The sequence below is a fragment of the Pedobacter sp. Leaf216 genome (assembly GCF_001421515.1).
Taxonomy (GTDB): domain Bacteria; phylum Bacteroidota; class Bacteroidia; order Sphingobacteriales; family Sphingobacteriaceae; genus Pedobacter.
In genome coordinates this window covers 21174-39975 of the sequence record NZ_LMKM01000015.1, presented here as the reverse complement: position 1 = coordinate 39975, position 18802 = coordinate 21174, and the positions used below count along the sequence as shown (strand labels likewise).

The window sequence follows — 18802 nt, the reverse complement described above, 5'->3', positions numbered from 1 at the left end:
GTTACTATATATTCAATAACGAATTTAAAAAATTATAAATGGCAATTTTAGCATTTCAGAAACCAGACAAAGTGATCATGCAGAAATCGACTGATTTCGATGGCACATTTGAATTTCGTCCTTTAGAGCCCGGTTTCGGTGTAACAATTGGTAATGCCTTAAGAAGAATTTTACTGTCTTCATTAGAAGGTTATGCTATTACTACTATTCGTTTTTCAGGCGTTTCTCACGAGTTTTCTACCATGAAAGGTGTTGTAGAAGATTTAACTGATATCATCTTAAACTTAAAACAAGTTCGTTTTAAGAAAACAGGCGATTCAGGTGATTCTGAAAAAGTGTTCATCATCGTTAATGGTCAAGATCAGTTTAAAGCTGGTGATATCACTAAATTCTCTAACAACTTTACAGTTTTAAACCCTGAGCATGTAATTTGCAACATGGATAAATCTGTTACTTTGGAGGTGGAATTAACCATCAATAAAGGACGTGGTTATGTACCTGCTGAAGAAAATAAAGTTGCTGATGCTGTTGTAGGTGTAATCGCAATCGATTCGATTTATACTCCAATGAAAAATGTAAAATACACGATCGAAAACTTTCGTGTTGAGCAAAAAACGGATTATGAAAAATTGGTTTTAGATATCTCTACTGACGGTTCAATTCATCCAGAAGAAGCATTAAAAGAAGCGGCTAAGATCCTTATCCAACACTTTATGTTATTCTCTGATGAGAATTTAGTATTAGAATCTCAAGCTAAAGAAGAAACTAAAGAGGTAGACGAGGAAATTTTACACATGCGTAAAATACTTAAAACTGAATTAGTGGATATGGATCTTTCAGTTAGGGCATTAAACTGCTTAAAAGCTGCTGATATCCGTACTTTAGCTGATTTAGTTTCTTACGACGTTGCTGACATGTTGAAATTCAGAAACTTCGGTAAAAAATCTTTAACAGAGATCCAAGAATTAGTAAAATCAAAAGGTTTATCATTTGGTATGAACCTGTCTAAATTTAAATTAGACGAAGAATAAAACGCATGGCGCCATGCGCTTAGCGCAAAGCGTTGAACAAATTAATATTTCACAGTGTATAATTCCCTCAGCTTAATTGCAACGAGACGGTATACACTCAATTAAAAAACAATGAGACACGGTAAAAAAGTAAACCACTTAGGTAGAACCGCAAGCCACAGAAAGGCGATGTTAGCTAACATGGCTTCATCACTTATTTTGCACAAAAGAATTACAACAACTTTAGCGAAAGCTAAAGCTTTACGTACTTATGTTGAGCCAATTATCACTAAATCAAAAAATGATACTACTCACTCACGTCGTACAGTATTTGCTTATTTACAAGATAAAGAAGTAGTAACAATCTTATTCCGCGAAATTGCTGAGAAAGTTGCAAACCGTCCAGGTGGTTACACTCGTATCATTAAATTAAACAACCGTTTAGGTGATAACGCTGAAATGGCTTTAATTGAATTGGTAGACTACAATACAGTTTACGGTAAAGATGCAGAGGTTAAAGAAGAGAAGAAAACAACTCGTCGTGGTAGAAGTAAAGCTACTGCTGCACCTAAAGCTGCTGAAGCGAAAGCTGAAGTTGCTGAAGAAGTTGCTCCTGCTGAAGAAGCACCTGCTACTGAAGAACCAAAAGGAGAATAATTTTATTCACCTTAAGATTAAGAAAGTCCTGTTCGAAAGAGCAGGACTTTTTTTTGTGCCGTCAGATGTCCTATGTGACGGTTGCTATGTTGTTATCACGATAGACTTAGATTTTGGTTATGCGTCGGAGAATAAATCTGCTATTAAGGGTATAAATTCAATTAAGCTACCCTGTTAATAAACAATAAACCATTTAATATTAAAGTCTTAACAAAATCAAGCAAACGTTTGTCTCATTTTTTCATTACATAGCATTATTTCAAGTAGGTATCTATAAATTAGCCTAAAACAAATTTGAAATGAAATTTAGGCTTTTTCTATTATTCTGTCTTTTCGGGCAGTTATCACTTAATGCTCAAACACTAAAATATACCAATGGCAATAACGCCTGGAATCCTGATTCGTTAGGAAACCATAGAGTTGTTCTCCAATTTCAGGGAGCTGGTAAAATTGCACATGCTAAAATTGATTGGCGCAGGAGGGATGAACATCCTGAACTGAAGGGAATCATTATACAAGATGCCAATGGTAAACTGGTTTCGGTAGTTGGTTCTGATAATCTGACCAGAGAAAGTGCTGATATTTATTTCGAAGCATCTGCTGCTGGAAAATATTATGTTTATTATCTCGCTTATAAAAACGAGGGCAGAAGCAACTATCCAAAAGGGCTTTATATCAAACCTAAACAGGTGGATCAAGCTTGGTTAGCCAATGCAAAGATTGTTAAAGTAAATGCTGCTGTTGTCGAAATTCAATCTATAGATGCCTTTAATTCTTTTTACCCGATGGAAGTAATTGCAACGGGCAAAGAAACGGCAGCAATAAGAACCAAATATAGCGCAGATGCTTTTGTTGTTTTTCCAGAGGACAGAATGTTTCCAATCAAAATGCAAAACGATTTACCTTATCGTTGGGTGCAAAAAGGTGCTTTAAATACTTTTGCAGGCTCAGCTGCTAAAGGTGAAAACTATGCTTTTCAATTGGGTGTATTTGCATTGAAAGATCTCAAAAATGTTGTGGTTATCTTCGGTGATTTAAAAAGTGCAGCTGGAAAAGTGATTTCTTCAAAATATATAAATTGTTTAAACACAAACGGTATAAGTTATGATAACAAACCTTTAATTGAAACGGTTGATGTAGCCTCTGGCAAAATTCAGCCGATGTGGATCACAGTTAACATTCCTGAAAGTACCAATGAAGGCGTTTACTCAGGTAAATTTACAGTAAAGGCCAACGGGAAATCGAAAATAGTTGATGTCAATATTACAGTTGGGAAGCAGGTTTTAGCCGATGCAGGTGTTGGTAATCCAGAAAAACAAACACGTTTAACCTGGCTAAATTCTACTTTGGCACAAGCCAATACTGTTGTTGCACCATATACGCCCTTAAGTGTTGATGGAAATGTAATCTCACTTTTAGGCAGAAAGTTCGAAATAAATATTGATGGTTTTCCAAAACAGATTCAAACATTCTTTAATCCAGAAATGACGGCTTATAGCGAAAAGCCTAATAATATTTTGGCTGAACCTATCCATTTTCACTTTTTTAATACACCAAAAACACAGGAGAAGTTTGTTCCAAGCAATTTCCAGATTACCAGTAAAGAAGCTGGAACCGTTAAATGGACAACTACCAATACTTCCGAAAACGTGAAAATGGATTTGGAAGGTGCTTTAGAATTTGATGGCTATGTACACTATGTTATTAAAGTAACCGCATTAAAAGATGTCGAATTCAGCAATGTTGATTTTCATATTCCATTTGATAAAAACGCTACAAAATATTTAATGGGTTTAGGTGAAAAAGGTGGGGTTAGACCAGATACTGTAAAATGGAAATGGGATGTAGCGAATAAAAATCAGGATGCTGTATGGATCGGTAATGTAAATGCAGGCTTATATTATAACTTGAGAGACGAAAACTATGTTCGGCCGCTTAATACTAATTTCTATCTTCAAAAGCCTTTATTATTGCCAAAATCATGGGGTAATGGAGATAAAGGTGGTATCCAGATTAATGTTAAAGGAAGTTCGATGCTTGCCGACAACTTTACCGGGGCAAGAAGCATGAAAAAAGGTGATGTGCTTTATTATAATTTCAATTTATTGATTACACCATTCCATTTACTTGATACTGATTTTCAATGGGATAACCGCTTTTATCATAAATACGGTGATTTGGATACCATTAAATCATCAGGTGCTACGGTTGTAAATATTCACCATGCCACGCCAATTAACCCATGGATCAACTATCCATTTATCGAATGGAAAAAGATGAAAAGTTATATTGATAATGCACACGCTAAGGGTTTAAAAGTAAAGATTTACAATACCGTTCGCGAACTTTCGAACCATGCTTACGAGTGGCCTGCATTAAGAAGTTTAGGTACTGAAGTATATTCACCGGGCAAAGGTGGAGGTTTTAGCTGGTTACAGGAACATTTAGACTCCAACTATATTGCAGCCTGGTTTGTACCCGAAATTAAAGATGCTGCCGTAATTAATAGTGGAATGAACCGCTGGCATAACTATTATGTAGAAGGAATGAACTGGCTGGTAAACAATGTGGGTATTGATGGCGTGTATTTAGATGACGTTGCTTTTGACCGCGTAACGATGAAACGCATTAAAAGGGTGTTAACACAAAATAATCATCCTGGCATTATCGATTTACACTCGGCAAACCAGTATAACAAAAGCGATGGTTTTAACAATAGTGCGATTTTATACCTGGAGCATTTCCCATACCTGAACCGTTTATGGTTTGGCGAATATTTCGATTATCAAAAAAATAATCCGGATTTCTTTTTAACTGAAGTAAGTGGAATTCCTTTCGGTTTAATGGGAGAGATGCTACAGGATGATGGAAATCCTTGGCGCGGTATGATTTATGGGATGACAAGTCGATTAGGGTGGTCGGATAAGAGTGATCCTAAACCTTTATGGAAAGCCTGGAGTAATTTTGGTATTAAAGGATCTGAAATGATTGGTTACTGGAGTGAAAACTGTCCGGTTAAAACCGACAACCCTAAAGTATTGGCCACTGTTTACAAACAAAAAGGTAAAACAATGATTTCATTGGCAAGCTGGGCTGGAGATGATGTAAAGGTTAATTTAACAATCGATTGGGCCAAACTGGGTTTAGATGCAGGTGAAGTAAAGATTACAGCCCCGGCAATTGATAAATTCCAAACCTCAGGAAATTATCCTGATGGGAAATTGGTTCCTATTGAAAAAGGAAAAGGTTTGATTTTGATAGTAGAGTAATATTTTATTTACGTCAACCTGAAATTGTTTCAGGGTCTTTATTGCCATAAATAAAAGAAGTCAAGTTTTTAAAACTTGACTTCTTTGGTATAAGATTATATTTTATCAACCGTGGTTCGCGTATTCACAAACCATCGCATTTCGGTACGTGAGGACACTTAATATCACTAAGGGGAATCCTATTCACAAGAAAATATCTTTTAACCACAGATAAAAAGGATGCACACAGATATAAAGATCTGTGTTTATATATGTCCATTTGTGGTTAAAAACGCTTAAATAAAGAAGTCAAGTTTTTAAAACTTGACTTCTTTGCTATAAGATTATATTTTCCATCTACCATGGTTCGAGTCTTCACAAACCGCGTAATTTCGCATTCGTCGCCATCGAGAGAAGTAACGACGAAGCAATCTTACAACGATCGCAACCGGCTAGCACTTTAATATTACTTCCTCGGCTGAAAAGACTTTTGGCACTGATGATTTTTTAGGCTATACCTTCACATTCTCCATACCGTACTGTTTCAGTACATCTGCTGGAACACCTGCCCATTGGTTTGGCGCATTGCCAACATAGCCAATATCTTTAACGCCAATTTCCGTTGTATAAAACCCTGATGCAGTTAAATTTCTCATTCTGTTGAAAAATGTTACCCCTGCCTGCATTTCTGGTCGGGCTTTTTTCGGGTAAGCAATTTCATCTACAATCGAAAGCTGTTGATCTGTAGATGCCTCAACAAAAGGTTTCTGGAATTTATTAAAACTGTACACATCCAGCCATTTCAGGCCGCCACGCATGGGTACTTTATGCTCTGGAATATCCTTTACAATAAACTCAATAAATTCTGGCACCTTGGCATCAGAAGCACTGCCAGAAACATCATCTTTAGGTATAATGATATCAGCTAAAACCGTAATTGTAGCCATTTCATGTTTGGTAAAATAGGTTTCGGCTTTTAATTTTTTATCTCGGTCAATTTCCCAGGGCTCTCTTCCTGTTTCTTTTGCCGTTTCTTCTGGTGCTGCTACATCGGTTTTTGTTTCAGGTTGCTTACAGGCTTCAAGTAGTACTGTGGTACTAACAACTGTTAAACCCAGTGCTTTTAGGGAATCACGTCTGTTCATATAGTAATTCTTTAAATGTTTTGTTTTTTCTTTTGAGCTAAAATATATTCGGCTGTACGCATCGAAAGTGCTAAAATAGTCCAGGTGGCATTTTTGTCGCCCTGCTGTACAAACGGACCAGCATCAACCACAAATAGGTTTTTGCAATCGTGTGCCTGGCAATATTTATTCAATGCTGATTTTTTAGGATCATCCCCCATACGGATTGTTCCAACTTCGTGAATAATTTTACCGGGGTTGAGTAAACCATAATTGGTGTCTGCTCCCTGTATTTCAGAGGTTACAACAGCACCCATTTCTTTCATAATTGACAGGAATGTTTCCTGCATGTGTTTGGCTTGCAGAATTTCATCTTTGTCCCATTTATAATTGAACCTCAAAACAGGAATCCCGTATTTATCAACCGTATTAGGATCAATTTCGCAGTAATTGCTTTCTCTCGCAATTGCGGTACCACGGCCTGCCATTCCAACTCCAGTTCCATAAAAACGGCGATAATCATCTTTTAAAGATTTACCATACCCACCCGCTTCTTTCATTTTGCCATCCCTTCCTGGTACCATTCCATTCATTTCGGCCACGCCACCGCCAAAGCCATAAGCAGGCATGCCCATTCCACCCCAATATTCGATATGATAACCACGTGGAAAGTTTAATTTCCGGTTATCTAACCACCAGGGCGAATAAATATGCACACTGCCAACACCATCTTCGTTGTAACGCTTCCTGTCCATTAACTGTGGAAGAAAACCCGAAACACTTGCCCCTGTAGAATCATGCAGGTATTTGCCGATTACACCACTGCTGTTGGCCAAGCCGTTTGGATGCGAATTTGATTTTGAATTTAATAATATACGGGCCGATTCGCAAGCACTTGCACCTAAAATAACCAGCTTGCCAGTAACCTGATATTCTTGTAAATCTTTACGGTTTACATACGAAACGCCCTTAGCTGTACCATCTTTATCGGTAATCACCTCGCGCACCATTGCATCAGTAATTACAGTAAGGTTACCGGTTTTTATTGCAGGGTTTACCAAACATGAAGAAGAAGAAAAATCGCCATAAACTTTGCAGCTTCTTCCGCATTGCCCACAGTAAAAGCAAGGAGCACGGTCGCTGTTATTCGGTAAAGCTTCGGTAAGTACCGAGCCACGACCAGTAATTACTTTTACACCAGCCTTTTCTGCACCTTTTTTGATAAAAAGCTCATTTAACCTTGGTTTAGGTGGTTTCATAAAAATTCCATCAGGTTCATTTTCTAAACCTTCTGCTGTTCCATAAACCCCAATCATGCGGTCTACTTTATCATAAAACGGTTTAACATCGGCATATGTTATAGGCCAGGCATCTGTTAAGCCATCTTTAGGTTTAAAATCTTCGGGGCCCATCCGCAAAGAAATTCTTCCCCAGTGGTTGGTACGGCCACCGAGCATCCGCGAGCGGAACCACTCGAATTCGCTTTTATTTTTTTGGGTATAAGGCTCACCTTCCAATTCCCAGCCTCCGTAAGAAGCATCGAAATCGCCAAATGGCCTAACAGTACCTGCACCTCTACGTGGAGATTCCCAGGGCCATTTTAGTTGATGTGAATCTAATCGGGGATCGAAATTTTGACCGGCCTCTAGCATTAAAACCTTTTGACCTGCATGGGCCAGAACATATGCAGCCATTCCACCACCCGCACCAGAGCCAACAACAATGGCATCATAAACGGTAGGCGATTTTTTTATCTGAAAGTCACTCATGGATTATGGTTAGCTATTTTTATATGCTCTAATCTAAAGCTTAATTTTTTGAAATAAAAGCGTTAGGCTTCTTTGGAATCAATATAGATAATTGCTGCCTTTGTGTATTTCTAAATCGTATTACGTTAACAATGTATCAGCCCTTTTTTGGCGGTGAAAAATTTAATTTGGTCGCTCTATTGTTACATTATCACGCAGATGTTCTGCTCCGGGTAAACTTGATTATCTTTGTCATTTAAATTTCAATGCCAGTGTCAGAATATATCAAACAATTTATCGCAGCTTTAAAAGAAAGCCTGAATGCAACAACTTTTGTAAAAGTTTCTTTAGGGAACTATAAAGGCAATGAAGAAGCATTAAAACAGTTGCTGGTTCGTAAAGTTGTAATTAAGCGCGATGATAAACTGGCTTTTACCTACCGTTACAAAACCCGCGATGTGGTGAAAAATTACCCGGTTGATGAAGCTATAGATCTAATTTCTGATTACCTGGAGCAAGGTTTTAAAATCGGTACTTTATTTACGACCGAAAAAGACCTGATTTTGGAAGAATTGAATAATGGTAAAATTGTTTTGAGAGAAAGTCCGGCATCAAGCGCGACCGCTCCTTCTGTAAACCACGACAAAGAAAAAGCGCGTTTAATTAAACCCGATTCAAAGTCGTATTTAACGGAACTGAAAATTACCGATGCCGATGGTAAGGTGTTTAAAAATGCCCAGGATAAATTCCGTCAGATAAACCATTATATTGAAATTTTAAGTTCTTTAATTAAGGAGCTGCCAGAAGGTACGATTAAAAAAGTGGCTGATATGGGCTCCGGTAAAGGATATTTAACTTTTGCATTATACGATTACCTGCATTCGGTTTTAAAACTGAAAACTGAAGTAATTGGTGTTGAATACCGCCAGGATATGGTTGATTTATGCAATCAAGTGGCCGACAAATCTGCTTTCGATAAATTAAAATTTGTTCAGGGAACAATTGAGGAATATAATGCTGAGGATGTTAATTTATTAATTGCCTTGCATGCCTGCGATACCGCAACTGACGATGCAATTTTCAAGGGAATTAAAGCTCATGCCGAACTGATTGTGGTTGCACCTTGTTGCCACAAACAAATCCGTAAAGAAATTGAGCAACATAAAGTAAAGAATGAGGTATCATTTTTAACTAAATATGGTATCTTTTTAGAACGTCAGGCCGAAATGGTTACTGATGGTATACGTGCCCTGATTTTGGAATACTTCGGGTATAAAACCAAGGTATTCGAATTTATTTCTGATGCGCATACGCCTAAGAATGTACTTGTGGTAGGGATAAAGGGCAAGGAGCATGGTGCAGAGAAGAAAGCAGAAATTTTACAGAAAATTAAAGCAAGTAAAGAATATTTCGGGATTGGGCACCACCATTTGGAAAGATTATTGGGGCTTTAGATTTTTTAATGTGGTCGTCATGCTGAATTTATTTTAGCATCTATCATACATTTAGAAAAACAAATGGGGCGTTATCCCCTTTTAAACTAGCCCCTAAAACAGGTTCAGGGGTAACGAAGGCCTTTATTAAGTTGATCGCCTAAGAATAAATCCAAAGCAACACTGGCTTTTTCCTGTTTTTGAGTAACACATCAATCTTTAGCATGGTACCATCTGATAAAACAGGGCAGCCGGCACTTTGGCCAAATAAGGTTTGAGGATAAATTTCCTGGTTGGGTACAGGCGTATAGGAATGTAAAACGACAATTCGCTTAAAAGCATTACTGTTTGATTGCTCTAATCCAAACATTTTATAGTGTACATGAATCCCCCAATTACTATAAGAGCGGCCTTTCACTTTATACTTACCCAATGAAGTACAATAACTACCTTCTTTATTGCTAAAAACGGGTTTGGCCGGAGTACTGCCTCCACCAACACCATGCGCACACAATCCTTCAACGGTAATTGCTTTTTGTTTGAAATCGTAAACGAAAATTCTGTTTTTGCCGGAGTGGATACTCATATCAACCATGATGGCGATGGAAGTGTCCATCTTGTTTTTATGGCAAAAAGCTAGGGCTTCATTAATTCTTTCTTCTCTTATTTTGTTACCAGTAGTGGGTTTTAAACCTAACAGCGTAAATAAGAAAAGGATAGCGGATAACTTAAGCATATAAGATTAATGAAAAAGCATACATTTTTATTGTTGAGCCACAACCGATAGATGAATTTACAGATGCAATAAAATCAAGGCTACCAATGCAGGTATCGACTGTACATACAGAATCCTTTTACTGGCCGTGGCTGCACCGTAAATACCAGCAATAATTACGCAGGTTAAAAAAAATACAGCCACATAAATTTTCCACTGATGATCAGTTATACATAACGACCAGATTAAACCTGCGGCTAAAAATCCATTGTACAATCCCTGGTTTGCTGCCAAGGTTTTGGTTGGCACAAACAAATCTTTAGGGATGGTTTTAAAAACTTTTGGTGCTTTGGTAGTCCAGGCGAACATTTCTAACCAAAGTATATAGATATGGATGAAGGCTACTAAGCCGATTACGATTTGAGCTGCTAATTGCATTTTATAAGGGATTATACAGATTTAAATGATTGTACAGATTGATTGTATCTCTAAAGATATAAAAATTAAAAGTGGTTTTTTAACGGGCTGTTATTATAAACCCTAAAGCGGAACTGCTGCCTCCAAAGCACTATTGACTTTCATTTTCAAATCATTTTCAGAAATTTGTACTTCGCTTTAGTATTTAAACCTAAGCCTTTCAGCTTATTTCTGTCATGCTGTCAGTAAACTATAACCTCTTTTTTTACATTTTATCAGTCTTTTACATGTATTATCTGCCAAAACCCAATTGGCACAAGCATTGTTTAATAGGAGTAGAAATTATAATACTTTAAAAAGAGAAAATACAAATACAATGGGAAAAATTATTGGAATAGACTTAGGAACAACAAACTCTTGCGTGAGCGTAATGGAGGGCAACGAGCCTGTAGTTATCGCAAACAGTGAGGGTAAACGTACTACACCGTCTATTGTTGCTTTTGCAGAAAACGGTGAGCGTAAGGTTGGCGAGCCTGCTAAACGTCAGGCTATAACCAACCCAACAAAAACGATATATTCGATTAAACGCTTTATGGGTAACAGCTATGACGAAAGCGCGAAAGAAGCTGGACGTGTACCTTATAAAGTTGTTAAAGGTGATAACAACACACCACGTGTTGAAATCGACGACAGAAAATATACTCCACAGGAGATTTCTGCAATGATTTTGCAGAAAATGAAAAAAACTGCTGAAGATTTCTTGGGTCAGGAAGTTACAGAAGCGGTTATTACAGTACCAGCTTATTTTAATGATGCACAACGTCAGGCTACTAAAGAGGCCGGCGAAATTGCAGGTTTAACTGTAAAACGTATCATTAACGAGCCGACTGCAGCTGCTTTAGCTTATGGATTGGATAAAGCACACAAAGACATGAAAATTGTTGTGTTCGATTGTGGTGGTGGTACACATGACGTTTCTGTATTGGAATTAGGTGATGGCGTTTTCGAAGTAAAATCTACTGATGGTGATACACACTTAGGTGGTGATGACTTTGACCACATTATTATTGATTGGTTAACTAGCGAATTCAAAGCTGAAAACAGCATGGATTTGGCTAAAGATCCAATGGCTTTACAACGTTTAAAAGAAGCTGCTGAGAAAGCTAAAATTGAGTTATCAAGCACAACTTCAACTGAAATTAACTTACCATACATTACTGCTGATGCTAGCGGCCCTAAACACTTGGTGCGTACATTATCTCGTGCTAAATTTGAGCAATTGGCTGATAGTTTGATCAAACGTACTATCGATCCTTGTAAATCTGCTTTGAAAAATGCTGGTTTAAGCACAAGCGATATCGACGAAATTATTTTGGTAGGTGGTTCAACCCGTATTCCTGCAATCCAGGATGCAGTTAAAGCTTTCTTTGGTAAAGAGCCAAGTAAAGGTGTTAACCCTGATGAGGTTGTAGCAATTGGTGCTGCTATTCAAGGTGGTGTATTAACTGGTGATGTAAAAGATGTATTGTTATTAGACGTTACGCCTTTATCATTAGGTATTGAAACTATGGGTGGTGTAATGACTAAATTAATCGAGTCTAACACAACAATCCCAACCAAAAAATCTGAAACTTTCTCAACTGCGGCTGATAACCAGCCTTCAGTGGAAATTCACATTTTACAAGGTGAGCGCCCAATGGCTGGTCAGAACCGTACAATTGGCCGTTTCATTTTAGATGGTATTCCACCAGCACCTCGTGGTGTGCCTCAGGTAGAAGTATCATTCGATATTGATGCCAACGGTATCTTACACGTAAGTGCTAAAGATAAAGCTACTGGTAAAGAGCAAAAAATCCGTATCGAAGCATCTTCAGGTTTAACTGATGCTGAGATCAAAAAAATGAAAGAAGAAGCTGAAGCTAATGCAGCAGATGATGCTAAGCAGAAAGAAGAAGCTGATAAAATCAACGGAGCTGATGCTTTAATTTTCTCAACTGAGAAACAACTAAAAGAGTTTGGTGATAAATTATCTGCTGATAAAAAAGCACCAATCGAAGCTGGTTTAGAGAAATTAAAAGCAGCACACGGTTCTCGTAACTTTGCAGATATCGATGCAGCACAAGCTGAATTGCAAAATGCATGGAACGCAGCATCTGAGGAAATGTACAAAGATGGCGGTCAGCCTCAAGGTGGTGAACAACCACAAGCTGATGGTCAGCCTCAAGGTGGTGGCGATAACGTTACCGATGTTGATTTTGAAGAAGTAAAAGAAGACGATAAGAAATAAGTCTTGAGTCTTTAGTTCTGAGGCGAGAGTCTTGGGAGAATATTAAAAGCGTTCCGATTTCACATCGGAACGCTTTTTTTGTATATGATGTAAATCGCGCAGGTTTGATGCGATCATAATGCTGAATTTATTTCAGCATCTTTTCATCACTTAAGGTCCTGAACTAATTCAGGGTGAAGAATGAGGTTAAATCCATTCTTTTATTAATATAATATCCAGGCGATAGTTTACTTATGTATTTTTAAATGCCTTATATGGTTGAAATGGTTTGGAAATGAACGGTTCGGTACGTTTCGGTTGATGTAGTCCCGCCATTTGCTAATCCGATGAAAGATCGGAACCGCTGCTGTCGGGTTTAGGTAGGAGGGTTTAGTGCTTCTTGGGGCAGGTTGAATAGCGATCGGTTTAACTAATGCGATCGTCATGCTGAATTAATTTCAGCATCTTTTCATCACTTAAGACCCTGAACTAAATTTAGGGTGACAAATGAGGTTAAACTAATTAAGTATGACGAATTTAATTAAACTAAATTCTGTTCAATAATATCCTGTAATTCTTTTTCTTCTGCAGCAATTTGTTGCAATAGTTTAAACTGATTTTTGGCCCTATCCAAATTTTGTTTGGGGTAGCTAATAGGGTAATACTTATTGCCGCTCAAATAATCAGTTAAGAAGCGCAGGGCCTGCATATAAATGATGTATTTGCCTGAGAATAAAATGAGTTCTTTTTCTGTTTCGGTTAAAATACCTTTCATCTCCGATAAATAACCTTTTATCGTGGCCTCAAAGTAGGGCAAACGTATCTTAATCTTATCTAAATCGGTTTCATTTTCAGAAAAAGCACAAAGATAAGTGCGCATCATATCACCCAGGTCGGAAATAAATTTACCGGGCATAATGGTATCTAAATCAATTACACAGATGCCCTCATAAGTTTCATTATCCAATAAAACATTGCTTATTTTGGTATCGTGGTGCATTACACGATCAGGGAAATCAGTCCTGTGCGAGTATAAAGTATAATAATCTAAAATATATTTATGAGATAAAGCATCTTCAATCTGCGTATTTGCCGCATTTTTGAGCATTTCTTCTGCCTGGTTTAAAGCTAAAATAAACTGTTTGTACCTTAAAGCCAGGTCGTGGAAACCAGGGATGGTAGCCTGAAGTGTTTTAGCCTCGAAATGATTAAGCAGCCTGCTAAGTTTTCCAAACTGCTTTGCTGCTTCATAAGCTTGTTTTGGGTCGGCCAGTACATCCAATGAGATTGTGTTAGGCACAAAGGGAAGCATGCGCCAGTATTCATTATGGATATGGGCCATTTCTTCGCTGTTAGCGGTAGAAACCGGTTTTATAAAAAGGTAATCTGGATAGTTAAACGCAAGATAATCGGCAATTGCCCTGAGGTTATTTGCAATAGCTTGTGGCGATTTGAACACCGAGGTATTGATGTTTTGAAGAATGTACTTTTTTTCTTCTGCTAATGGAGCAAGCAAATAAGTACGGTTAATTAAACCCGTACCTATTTGTGTAATTTTGATATTTTCTTTAGTGTATCCGTAGGCTTTTAAAACTTCAGAATCTAAATTTAGTTCCATAGTTTTTCCGGATATGTTCCGTTTTTAACCAACTGGTCAATACTATCCTGAACATAAGGTTTGTCTTCTTTGTAAGTTACACCAAACCATTTATTTGAAGTTGGTACCACTTTAAAGGTTGCTGTATTGCTTTTTACCAAACTTTCGCCAATTAATGGAATAAAGAATTCTGCCTTAGGTTTATCTTTGTTCGCTTGGGCAAATTCTCTGAAAAGTTCTTCGGTAATTTTAAATACTGAAGGTGTAAAACCCCAGAAATTCATCGATACAGGTGTTTCAAACGCTAAAGGGAATTCTTCGCCATTCTCTTCATAAAAGATACTGCCATCCTTAGGATAAACTTTTGTACGTTCTACAATTTCTTCCAGGTTACCAGCTGCGTCTACTTTACAAACACCGCGTGATACTGCACCAAACTCAGATAAAGTTTTGCCAATTTCGTATCCAATAATGGCATAATTGCTGTCGGTAACTTCTGTAGATAAGAAATCGACCATTTTTTTAAAGGCATCGTAACCATAATAATCATCTGCATTAATAACGCAAAACGGTTCTTTGATTACGTTTCTTCCAGAAAGAATTGCATGGGCAGTACCCCAAGGTTTTTCCCTGTAAATTTCCTCTTCGATACCAAATTGCTTTAAATCAAAGTTCTGAAAAACGTAATCCGTTTCAATTCTTCCGGCAAGTTTAGGCTCAAAAATAGACTTAAAGTTTTCTACAAACTCTTCTTTAATGATAAATACAACTTTGCCAAAGCCAGCATTAATTGCATCATATATTGAATAATCGATAATGGTTTCGCCGTTCGGGCCAAAACCATCGATCTGTTTCATACTTCCATAACGGCTTGCCATACCTGCAGCCAATATTAATAGGGTAGGTTTCATCTATTGTTTATTGTTTTTTTGGGATTACACCAATATCATTTAAAGTCATTTCTATTGGTAATGTTATTGTGAAATTAGTTATATGAGCGTTTTTATATTGTTATTTAACCAGTTTTAATATTCAAACAGACTATCTCAGCTTTTTGAGCATGTTTTATTCTTCTAATCATGCGAAATACGAGGTACAGTCTTTTACCAATCTGGTGTGTTATTGTTGCGAAAATAGTAATTTCTATGTTTATTATTAATGGCCCTTGCGGGCCATTAGCTTAATTGCTATAATGTATTTATATCATTTATTTAAAATCCAAACAGGCCGCCACCGGTTTTTGAGTGTGTTTTTTTTCCTGTAAGCATGCCGAAAATGCCCCGAACAATTTCTTTGCCAATCTGGCGTGTAATTGTTGCACCCATTACCTGCTCTACCAAACTCTTTTCGCCTGGTTTAGGTTTGCTTTCCTGTTCGGCCTGTTTCTGTTCCTCAGCCTCCTGTTTTTGTTGCTCAGCAGCTGCGGTTTGTTCATTAATGCGTTTTGTTAAAATCTCATAGGCACTTTCCGGATCAACCGGATCTTTATATTTGGTGTACAATGGACTTGCATGCACCACTTGATCGAAATCTGCCGCGGTAAGTGGCCCCATTACTGCACGCGGGGGCGTAAGCATGGTTGCAGAAACCTCAGTAGGTATTCCTTTTTCATTTAATACAGTTACCAATGCCTGCCCTGTACCCAATGCGGTTAATATCTTGTCAATTTCATAAAAATCGGATTTTGGATAAGTATTAACAGTTTTCTTTAAAGCATCTACATCATTCGGGGTAAATGCCCTTAGGGCGTGCTGAACGCGATTACCCAATTGCCCCAAAACACTTTCCGGAACATCGGTAGGTGCCTGCGTACAGAAGAAAACGCCTATTCCTTTTGAACGGATTAACCTGATAATGGTTTCTATCTGCGCTAAAAATGCTTTCGAAGAGTTTTTGAAAAGTAAATGCGCTTCGTCAAAAAAGAAAACCAGCTTCGGTTTATCTAAGTCGCCAACCTCAGGCATGGTATTGAATAATTCGGCCAATAAGCTCAAAAGGAAAGTAGAGTATAATACCGGCTGATTTTGAACATCAGCAATGTTTAATAAACTAATGGTTCCTTTGCCATCAACACGTTCGAAAAGATCTTCAATATCGAAAGATTTTTCACCAAACATACCTGCCAGCCCCTGTTGCTCTATGGCAACAATTTTTCGCAGTATAGTGCCTGATGTTGCTGTTGATATGGTACCATAACTGCTTTTTATTTCTGCTGCACCAGCCCCTTCAGAAAGGTAAGATACTAGTTTCTTTAAATCATTTAAATCAATTATCGGCATCTTGTTATCGTCGGCATATTTAAATATTACCGCCATAACACCTGATTGTGTATCGTTTAAATCTAAAATTTTTGATAAAAGCGTAGGTCCGAATTCGAGCACGGTTGCCCGCATCTGCGCACCCATTTTACCTGAAAGCGAATAAATTTCTATTGGGAAACCAGATGGTGAAAAAGGTTTGTTGAGCTGTTGTGCCCTTTCTTCAATTTTTGGATTAACTGCGCTAGGCTGGTTCAACCCCGATAAATCACCTTTCACATCCAACATAAACACCGGAACACCTGCATCTGATAACTGCTCTGCCAATAATTGCAGCGTACGTGTTTTACCGGTTCCTGTAGCTCCCGCAATTAAACCGTGTCTGTTCATCATTTTTAATGATAAATTAACTTCGGCTTCGCTGTAAACCTGTCCGTCTAAAATTCCGGCGCCTAAATAAATGTACGAGCCTGTTGGGGCATAAGATGATTTTATTTTTTCGATGAATTTTGAAGAAAGATCGCTCATTTTTTAAAATTAGATTGCCAATTTAAGAAACATATCTTAAAAAGGATGTGTTTTTGTTACCACTTTTAATGCAAAATACTGCACAAACGGTTGTTTAATGGTGTTGGTTAAGTTGCTTATAATAATTTAGTTCGTTCTGAAGTGTTGTTATTTCCTGCTGCATATTTTGCAATTGATTAAGCAGATGGGAAACGGCATGAATCCCTTCTAAATTGATTTCAAGATCGTGCGCTAAACGCAGGTATTGCTCCAATTTAGCTAATTCATCAACAGGTAAAAAGATCGATTGCTTTTTAACAGTGGTATGGATCAGTCCAAAATCTTCTAAAGACTGGATAAAATTGATCTCCACATGGTGGTAAGCGCAAATATCTTCTACAGGGATTAGATAGGTTTCCATAATGGTTAGAATTTGGAAAGTTTTTCAAATAGTTCTTTTTGTTCGGCGTTTAAGTTGGTAGGCAATTTAACCTGCCATTTGATGTACAGATCACCAAACTGATTGTCTTTTTTATAAAGCGGAAATCCTTTCCCTTTCAAACGCAGTGTAGCATCGGGTTGTGTGCCTTCGGGTACTTTAAGTTTCACTTTGCCGTTTAGGGTTTCTACAATTTTCTCTCCGCCTAAAATGGCTGTATATACATCTATTTCTTCCTGAATGTAAATGTCGTTGCCCTTGCGTTTAAACTTAGGGTCGTCAATAATATTAAATTTAATAAACAGATCGCCCGGAGGACCATTATTTACACCTGCTGCGCCATAACCTGGCAATTTAATTTTCTGTCCGTTTTCTACACCAGCCGGAATGGTAATGCGCACCTGTTTACCGTTTACAGTTAGCGTTTGTTTATGTGTAGTGCAAGCATCGAGTAGGTTTAACTGCAAATCGGCATTATAATCCTGGCCTTTAAAAGGAGAATTTCTACTGCTTCTGCCCCCACCACCAAACATGGAAGAAAAGAAATCAGAGAAATCATCTCCGCCAAAACCACCCGAGTAGCTATTTCCTCCTCCATAGCCGCCGCCTTGCGATTGATATTGCCTTTGCTGCTGCTGTTGCGCATCCAGCTGATCGGCATGTTGCCAATCTTTACCATATTTATCGTACTTCTTTCTTTTATCCGGATCGCTTAAAACTTCATTGGCTTCATTAATCTGTTGAAAGTTTTTATTCGCTTCCTCATTATTGGGATTAAGGTCGGGATGGTGCTTTCTGGCTAATTTTCTATAAGCTTTTTTAATATCCTCAGTTGTAGCATCTTTTTTTAAATCGAGGATTTTATAATAGTCTATGTAGTCCATATTGGCATAACAAATAAGTAAAAAGAATGTTCAGTTTTAATGGTATAAATGTAAGGTTTTAGGTTGAAAATGCGGCTAAACCGTGGTGCAAAGCGCATAGGAAATAGAGCAAAGGGTAAAGAGAATAGAGCAGGGGGTGTGAGTTGAATTTGATGCGGTTAGCTGTTATGATTCTGGCTGATTGATAAGTGCCTGATTAACTATTGAGCATAATGGCAAAGAATGAGCAAAATTTAAATGCTAAGTATGGATTTACCTTTTATAATGATGCTAAGCAGCGCAGGGCACTAAACCATCAAAGTTACTTTGTTTTGCCGCTGCCCACGGCAGGAAGGTTTCCAAGTAACTTTGATTTGTCGCTGCTTATGGCAGGAAGGTTTCAAAGTAACTTTGTTTTGTCGCTGCCCACGGCAGGAAGGTTTCAAAGTAACTTTGATTTATCGCTGCGTATGGCAGGAGGTTTTCAAAGTTAATTGATGCCATTTTACTCCAAATAACC

The 18802-nt window shown here is 37.8% G+C and carries 15 protein-coding genes; 6 read left to right on the top strand and 9 right to left on the bottom strand.

All coding sequences use genetic code 11. From position 1 onward, the window contains the following. The first annotated feature begins 38 nt into the window (after positions 1–38). From ASE74_RS13615 to ASE74_RS13605, 3 genes are all read left to right on the top strand, one after another. The gene (locus tag ASE74_RS13615; RefSeq protein ID WP_025145205.1) at positions 39–1031 is read left to right on the top strand and encodes a DNA-directed RNA polymerase subunit alpha; all 993 of its coding nucleotides are present in this window, start codon (positions 39–41) and stop codon (positions 1029–1031) included. Between the two features lie 111 nt (positions 1032–1142). After that, positions 1143–1667 carry a 50S ribosomal protein L17 gene (rplQ, locus tag ASE74_RS13610; RefSeq protein ID WP_029278659.1) on the top strand — a complete coding sequence of 175 codons (525 nt, stop codon included), beginning with the start codon at positions 1143–1145 and terminating at the stop codon, positions 1665–1667. A gap of 299 nt (positions 1668–1966) precedes the next feature. Then, on the top strand, positions 1967–4936 hold the full coding sequence (locus tag ASE74_RS13605; protein WP_055910071.1) for a glycoside hydrolase domain-containing protein: 2970 nt from the start codon (positions 1967–1969) through the stop codon (positions 4934–4936). 491 nt (positions 4937–5427) lie between these two features. Here ASE74_RS13605 and ASE74_RS13600 read toward each other — a convergent pair whose 3' ends face one another. Together ASE74_RS13600 and ASE74_RS13595 are read right to left on the bottom strand one after the other, a co-directional pair. Then, complete coding sequence (locus ASE74_RS13600) at positions 5428–6060, bottom strand: gluconate 2-dehydrogenase subunit 3 family protein (RefSeq protein ID WP_055910070.1); 633 nt, start codon at positions 6058–6060, stop codon at positions 5428–5430. Positions 6061–6071: 11 nt separating this feature from the next. Next, positions 6072–7808, bottom strand: coding sequence for a GMC family oxidoreductase (locus tag ASE74_RS13595; RefSeq protein WP_055910068.1), 1737 nt, complete (start codon positions 7806–7808; stop codon positions 6072–6074). Between the two features lie 245 nt (positions 7809–8053). Here ASE74_RS13595 and ASE74_RS13590 point away from each other — a divergent pair, with 245 nt between their 5' ends. Then, positions 8054–9241: an SAM-dependent methyltransferase gene (locus ASE74_RS13590; RefSeq protein ID WP_055910066.1), complete on the top strand. Its 1188-nt coding sequence runs from the start codon at positions 8054–8056 to the stop codon at positions 9239–9241. A 139-nt stretch (positions 9242–9380) separates the two neighbouring features. Here the strand turns inward: ASE74_RS13590 and ASE74_RS13585 are convergent, their stop codons facing one another. Together ASE74_RS13585 and ASE74_RS13580 are read right to left on the bottom strand one after the other, a co-directional pair. Further along, positions 9381–9956 carry a murein L,D-transpeptidase catalytic domain-containing protein gene (locus ASE74_RS13585; RefSeq protein WP_055910064.1) on the bottom strand — a complete coding sequence of 192 codons (576 nt, stop codon included), beginning with the start codon at positions 9954–9956 and terminating at the stop codon, positions 9381–9383. A 57-nt stretch (positions 9957–10013) separates the two neighbouring features. Beyond that, entirely contained in the window at positions 10014–10373 is a 360-nt protein-coding gene (locus tag ASE74_RS13580; RefSeq protein ID WP_055910062.1) for a DUF1304 domain-containing protein, read from the bottom strand. 355 nt (positions 10374–10728) lie between these two features. Here ASE74_RS13580 and dnaK point away from each other — a divergent pair, with 355 nt between their 5' ends. Then, positions 10729–12639 (top strand): molecular chaperone DnaK, encoded by a 1911-nt coding sequence (gene dnaK / locus ASE74_RS13575; RefSeq protein ID WP_055910201.1) that lies wholly within the window; start codon positions 10729–10731, stop codon positions 12637–12639. A gap of 520 nt (positions 12640–13159) precedes the next feature. On the opposite strand, the gene ASE74_RS13570 is transcribed toward dnaK, so the two are convergent. The 5 genes from ASE74_RS13570 to ASE74_RS13550 all read right to left on the bottom strand — a co-directional run bounded on the left by ASE74_RS13570 (position 13160) and on the right by ASE74_RS13550 (position 18303). Continuing rightward, the gene (locus ASE74_RS13570) at positions 13160–14236 is read right to left on the bottom strand and encodes a phosphotransferase enzyme family protein (RefSeq protein ID WP_055910060.1); all 1077 of its coding nucleotides are present in this window, start codon (positions 14234–14236) and stop codon (positions 13160–13162) included. Further along, on the bottom strand, positions 14227–15126 hold the full coding sequence (locus ASE74_RS13565; RefSeq protein WP_055910058.1) for a sugar phosphate nucleotidyltransferase: 900 nt from the start codon (positions 15124–15126) through the stop codon (positions 14227–14229). Before ASE74_RS13565 ends, ASE74_RS13570 begins: the two co-directional genes overlap by 10 nt. 300 nt (positions 15127–15426) lie before the next feature. Beyond that, positions 15427–17001 carry a helicase HerA-like domain-containing protein gene (locus tag ASE74_RS13560; RefSeq protein ID WP_055910056.1) on the bottom strand — a complete coding sequence of 525 codons (1575 nt, stop codon included), beginning with the start codon at positions 16999–17001 and terminating at the stop codon, positions 15427–15429. A gap of 94 nt (positions 17002–17095) precedes the next feature. Then, on the bottom strand, positions 17096–17401 hold the full coding sequence (locus tag ASE74_RS13555) for a chaperone modulator CbpM (protein ID WP_055910054.1): 306 nt from the start codon (positions 17399–17401) through the stop codon (positions 17096–17098). Between the two features lie 5 nt (positions 17402–17406). Next, positions 17407–18303, bottom strand: a complete 897-nt coding sequence (locus ASE74_RS13550; RefSeq protein ID WP_055910052.1) for a DnaJ C-terminal domain-containing protein — start codon at positions 18301–18303, stop codon at positions 17407–17409. Between the two features lie 212 nt (positions 18304–18515). Here ASE74_RS13550 and ASE74_RS13545 point away from each other — a divergent pair, with 212 nt between their 5' ends. Then, the gene (locus ASE74_RS13545; RefSeq protein ID WP_055910049.1) at positions 18516–18776 is read left to right on the top strand and encodes a hypothetical protein; all 261 of its coding nucleotides are present in this window, start codon (positions 18516–18518) and stop codon (positions 18774–18776) included. Positions 18777–18802: the final 26 nt, after the last annotated feature.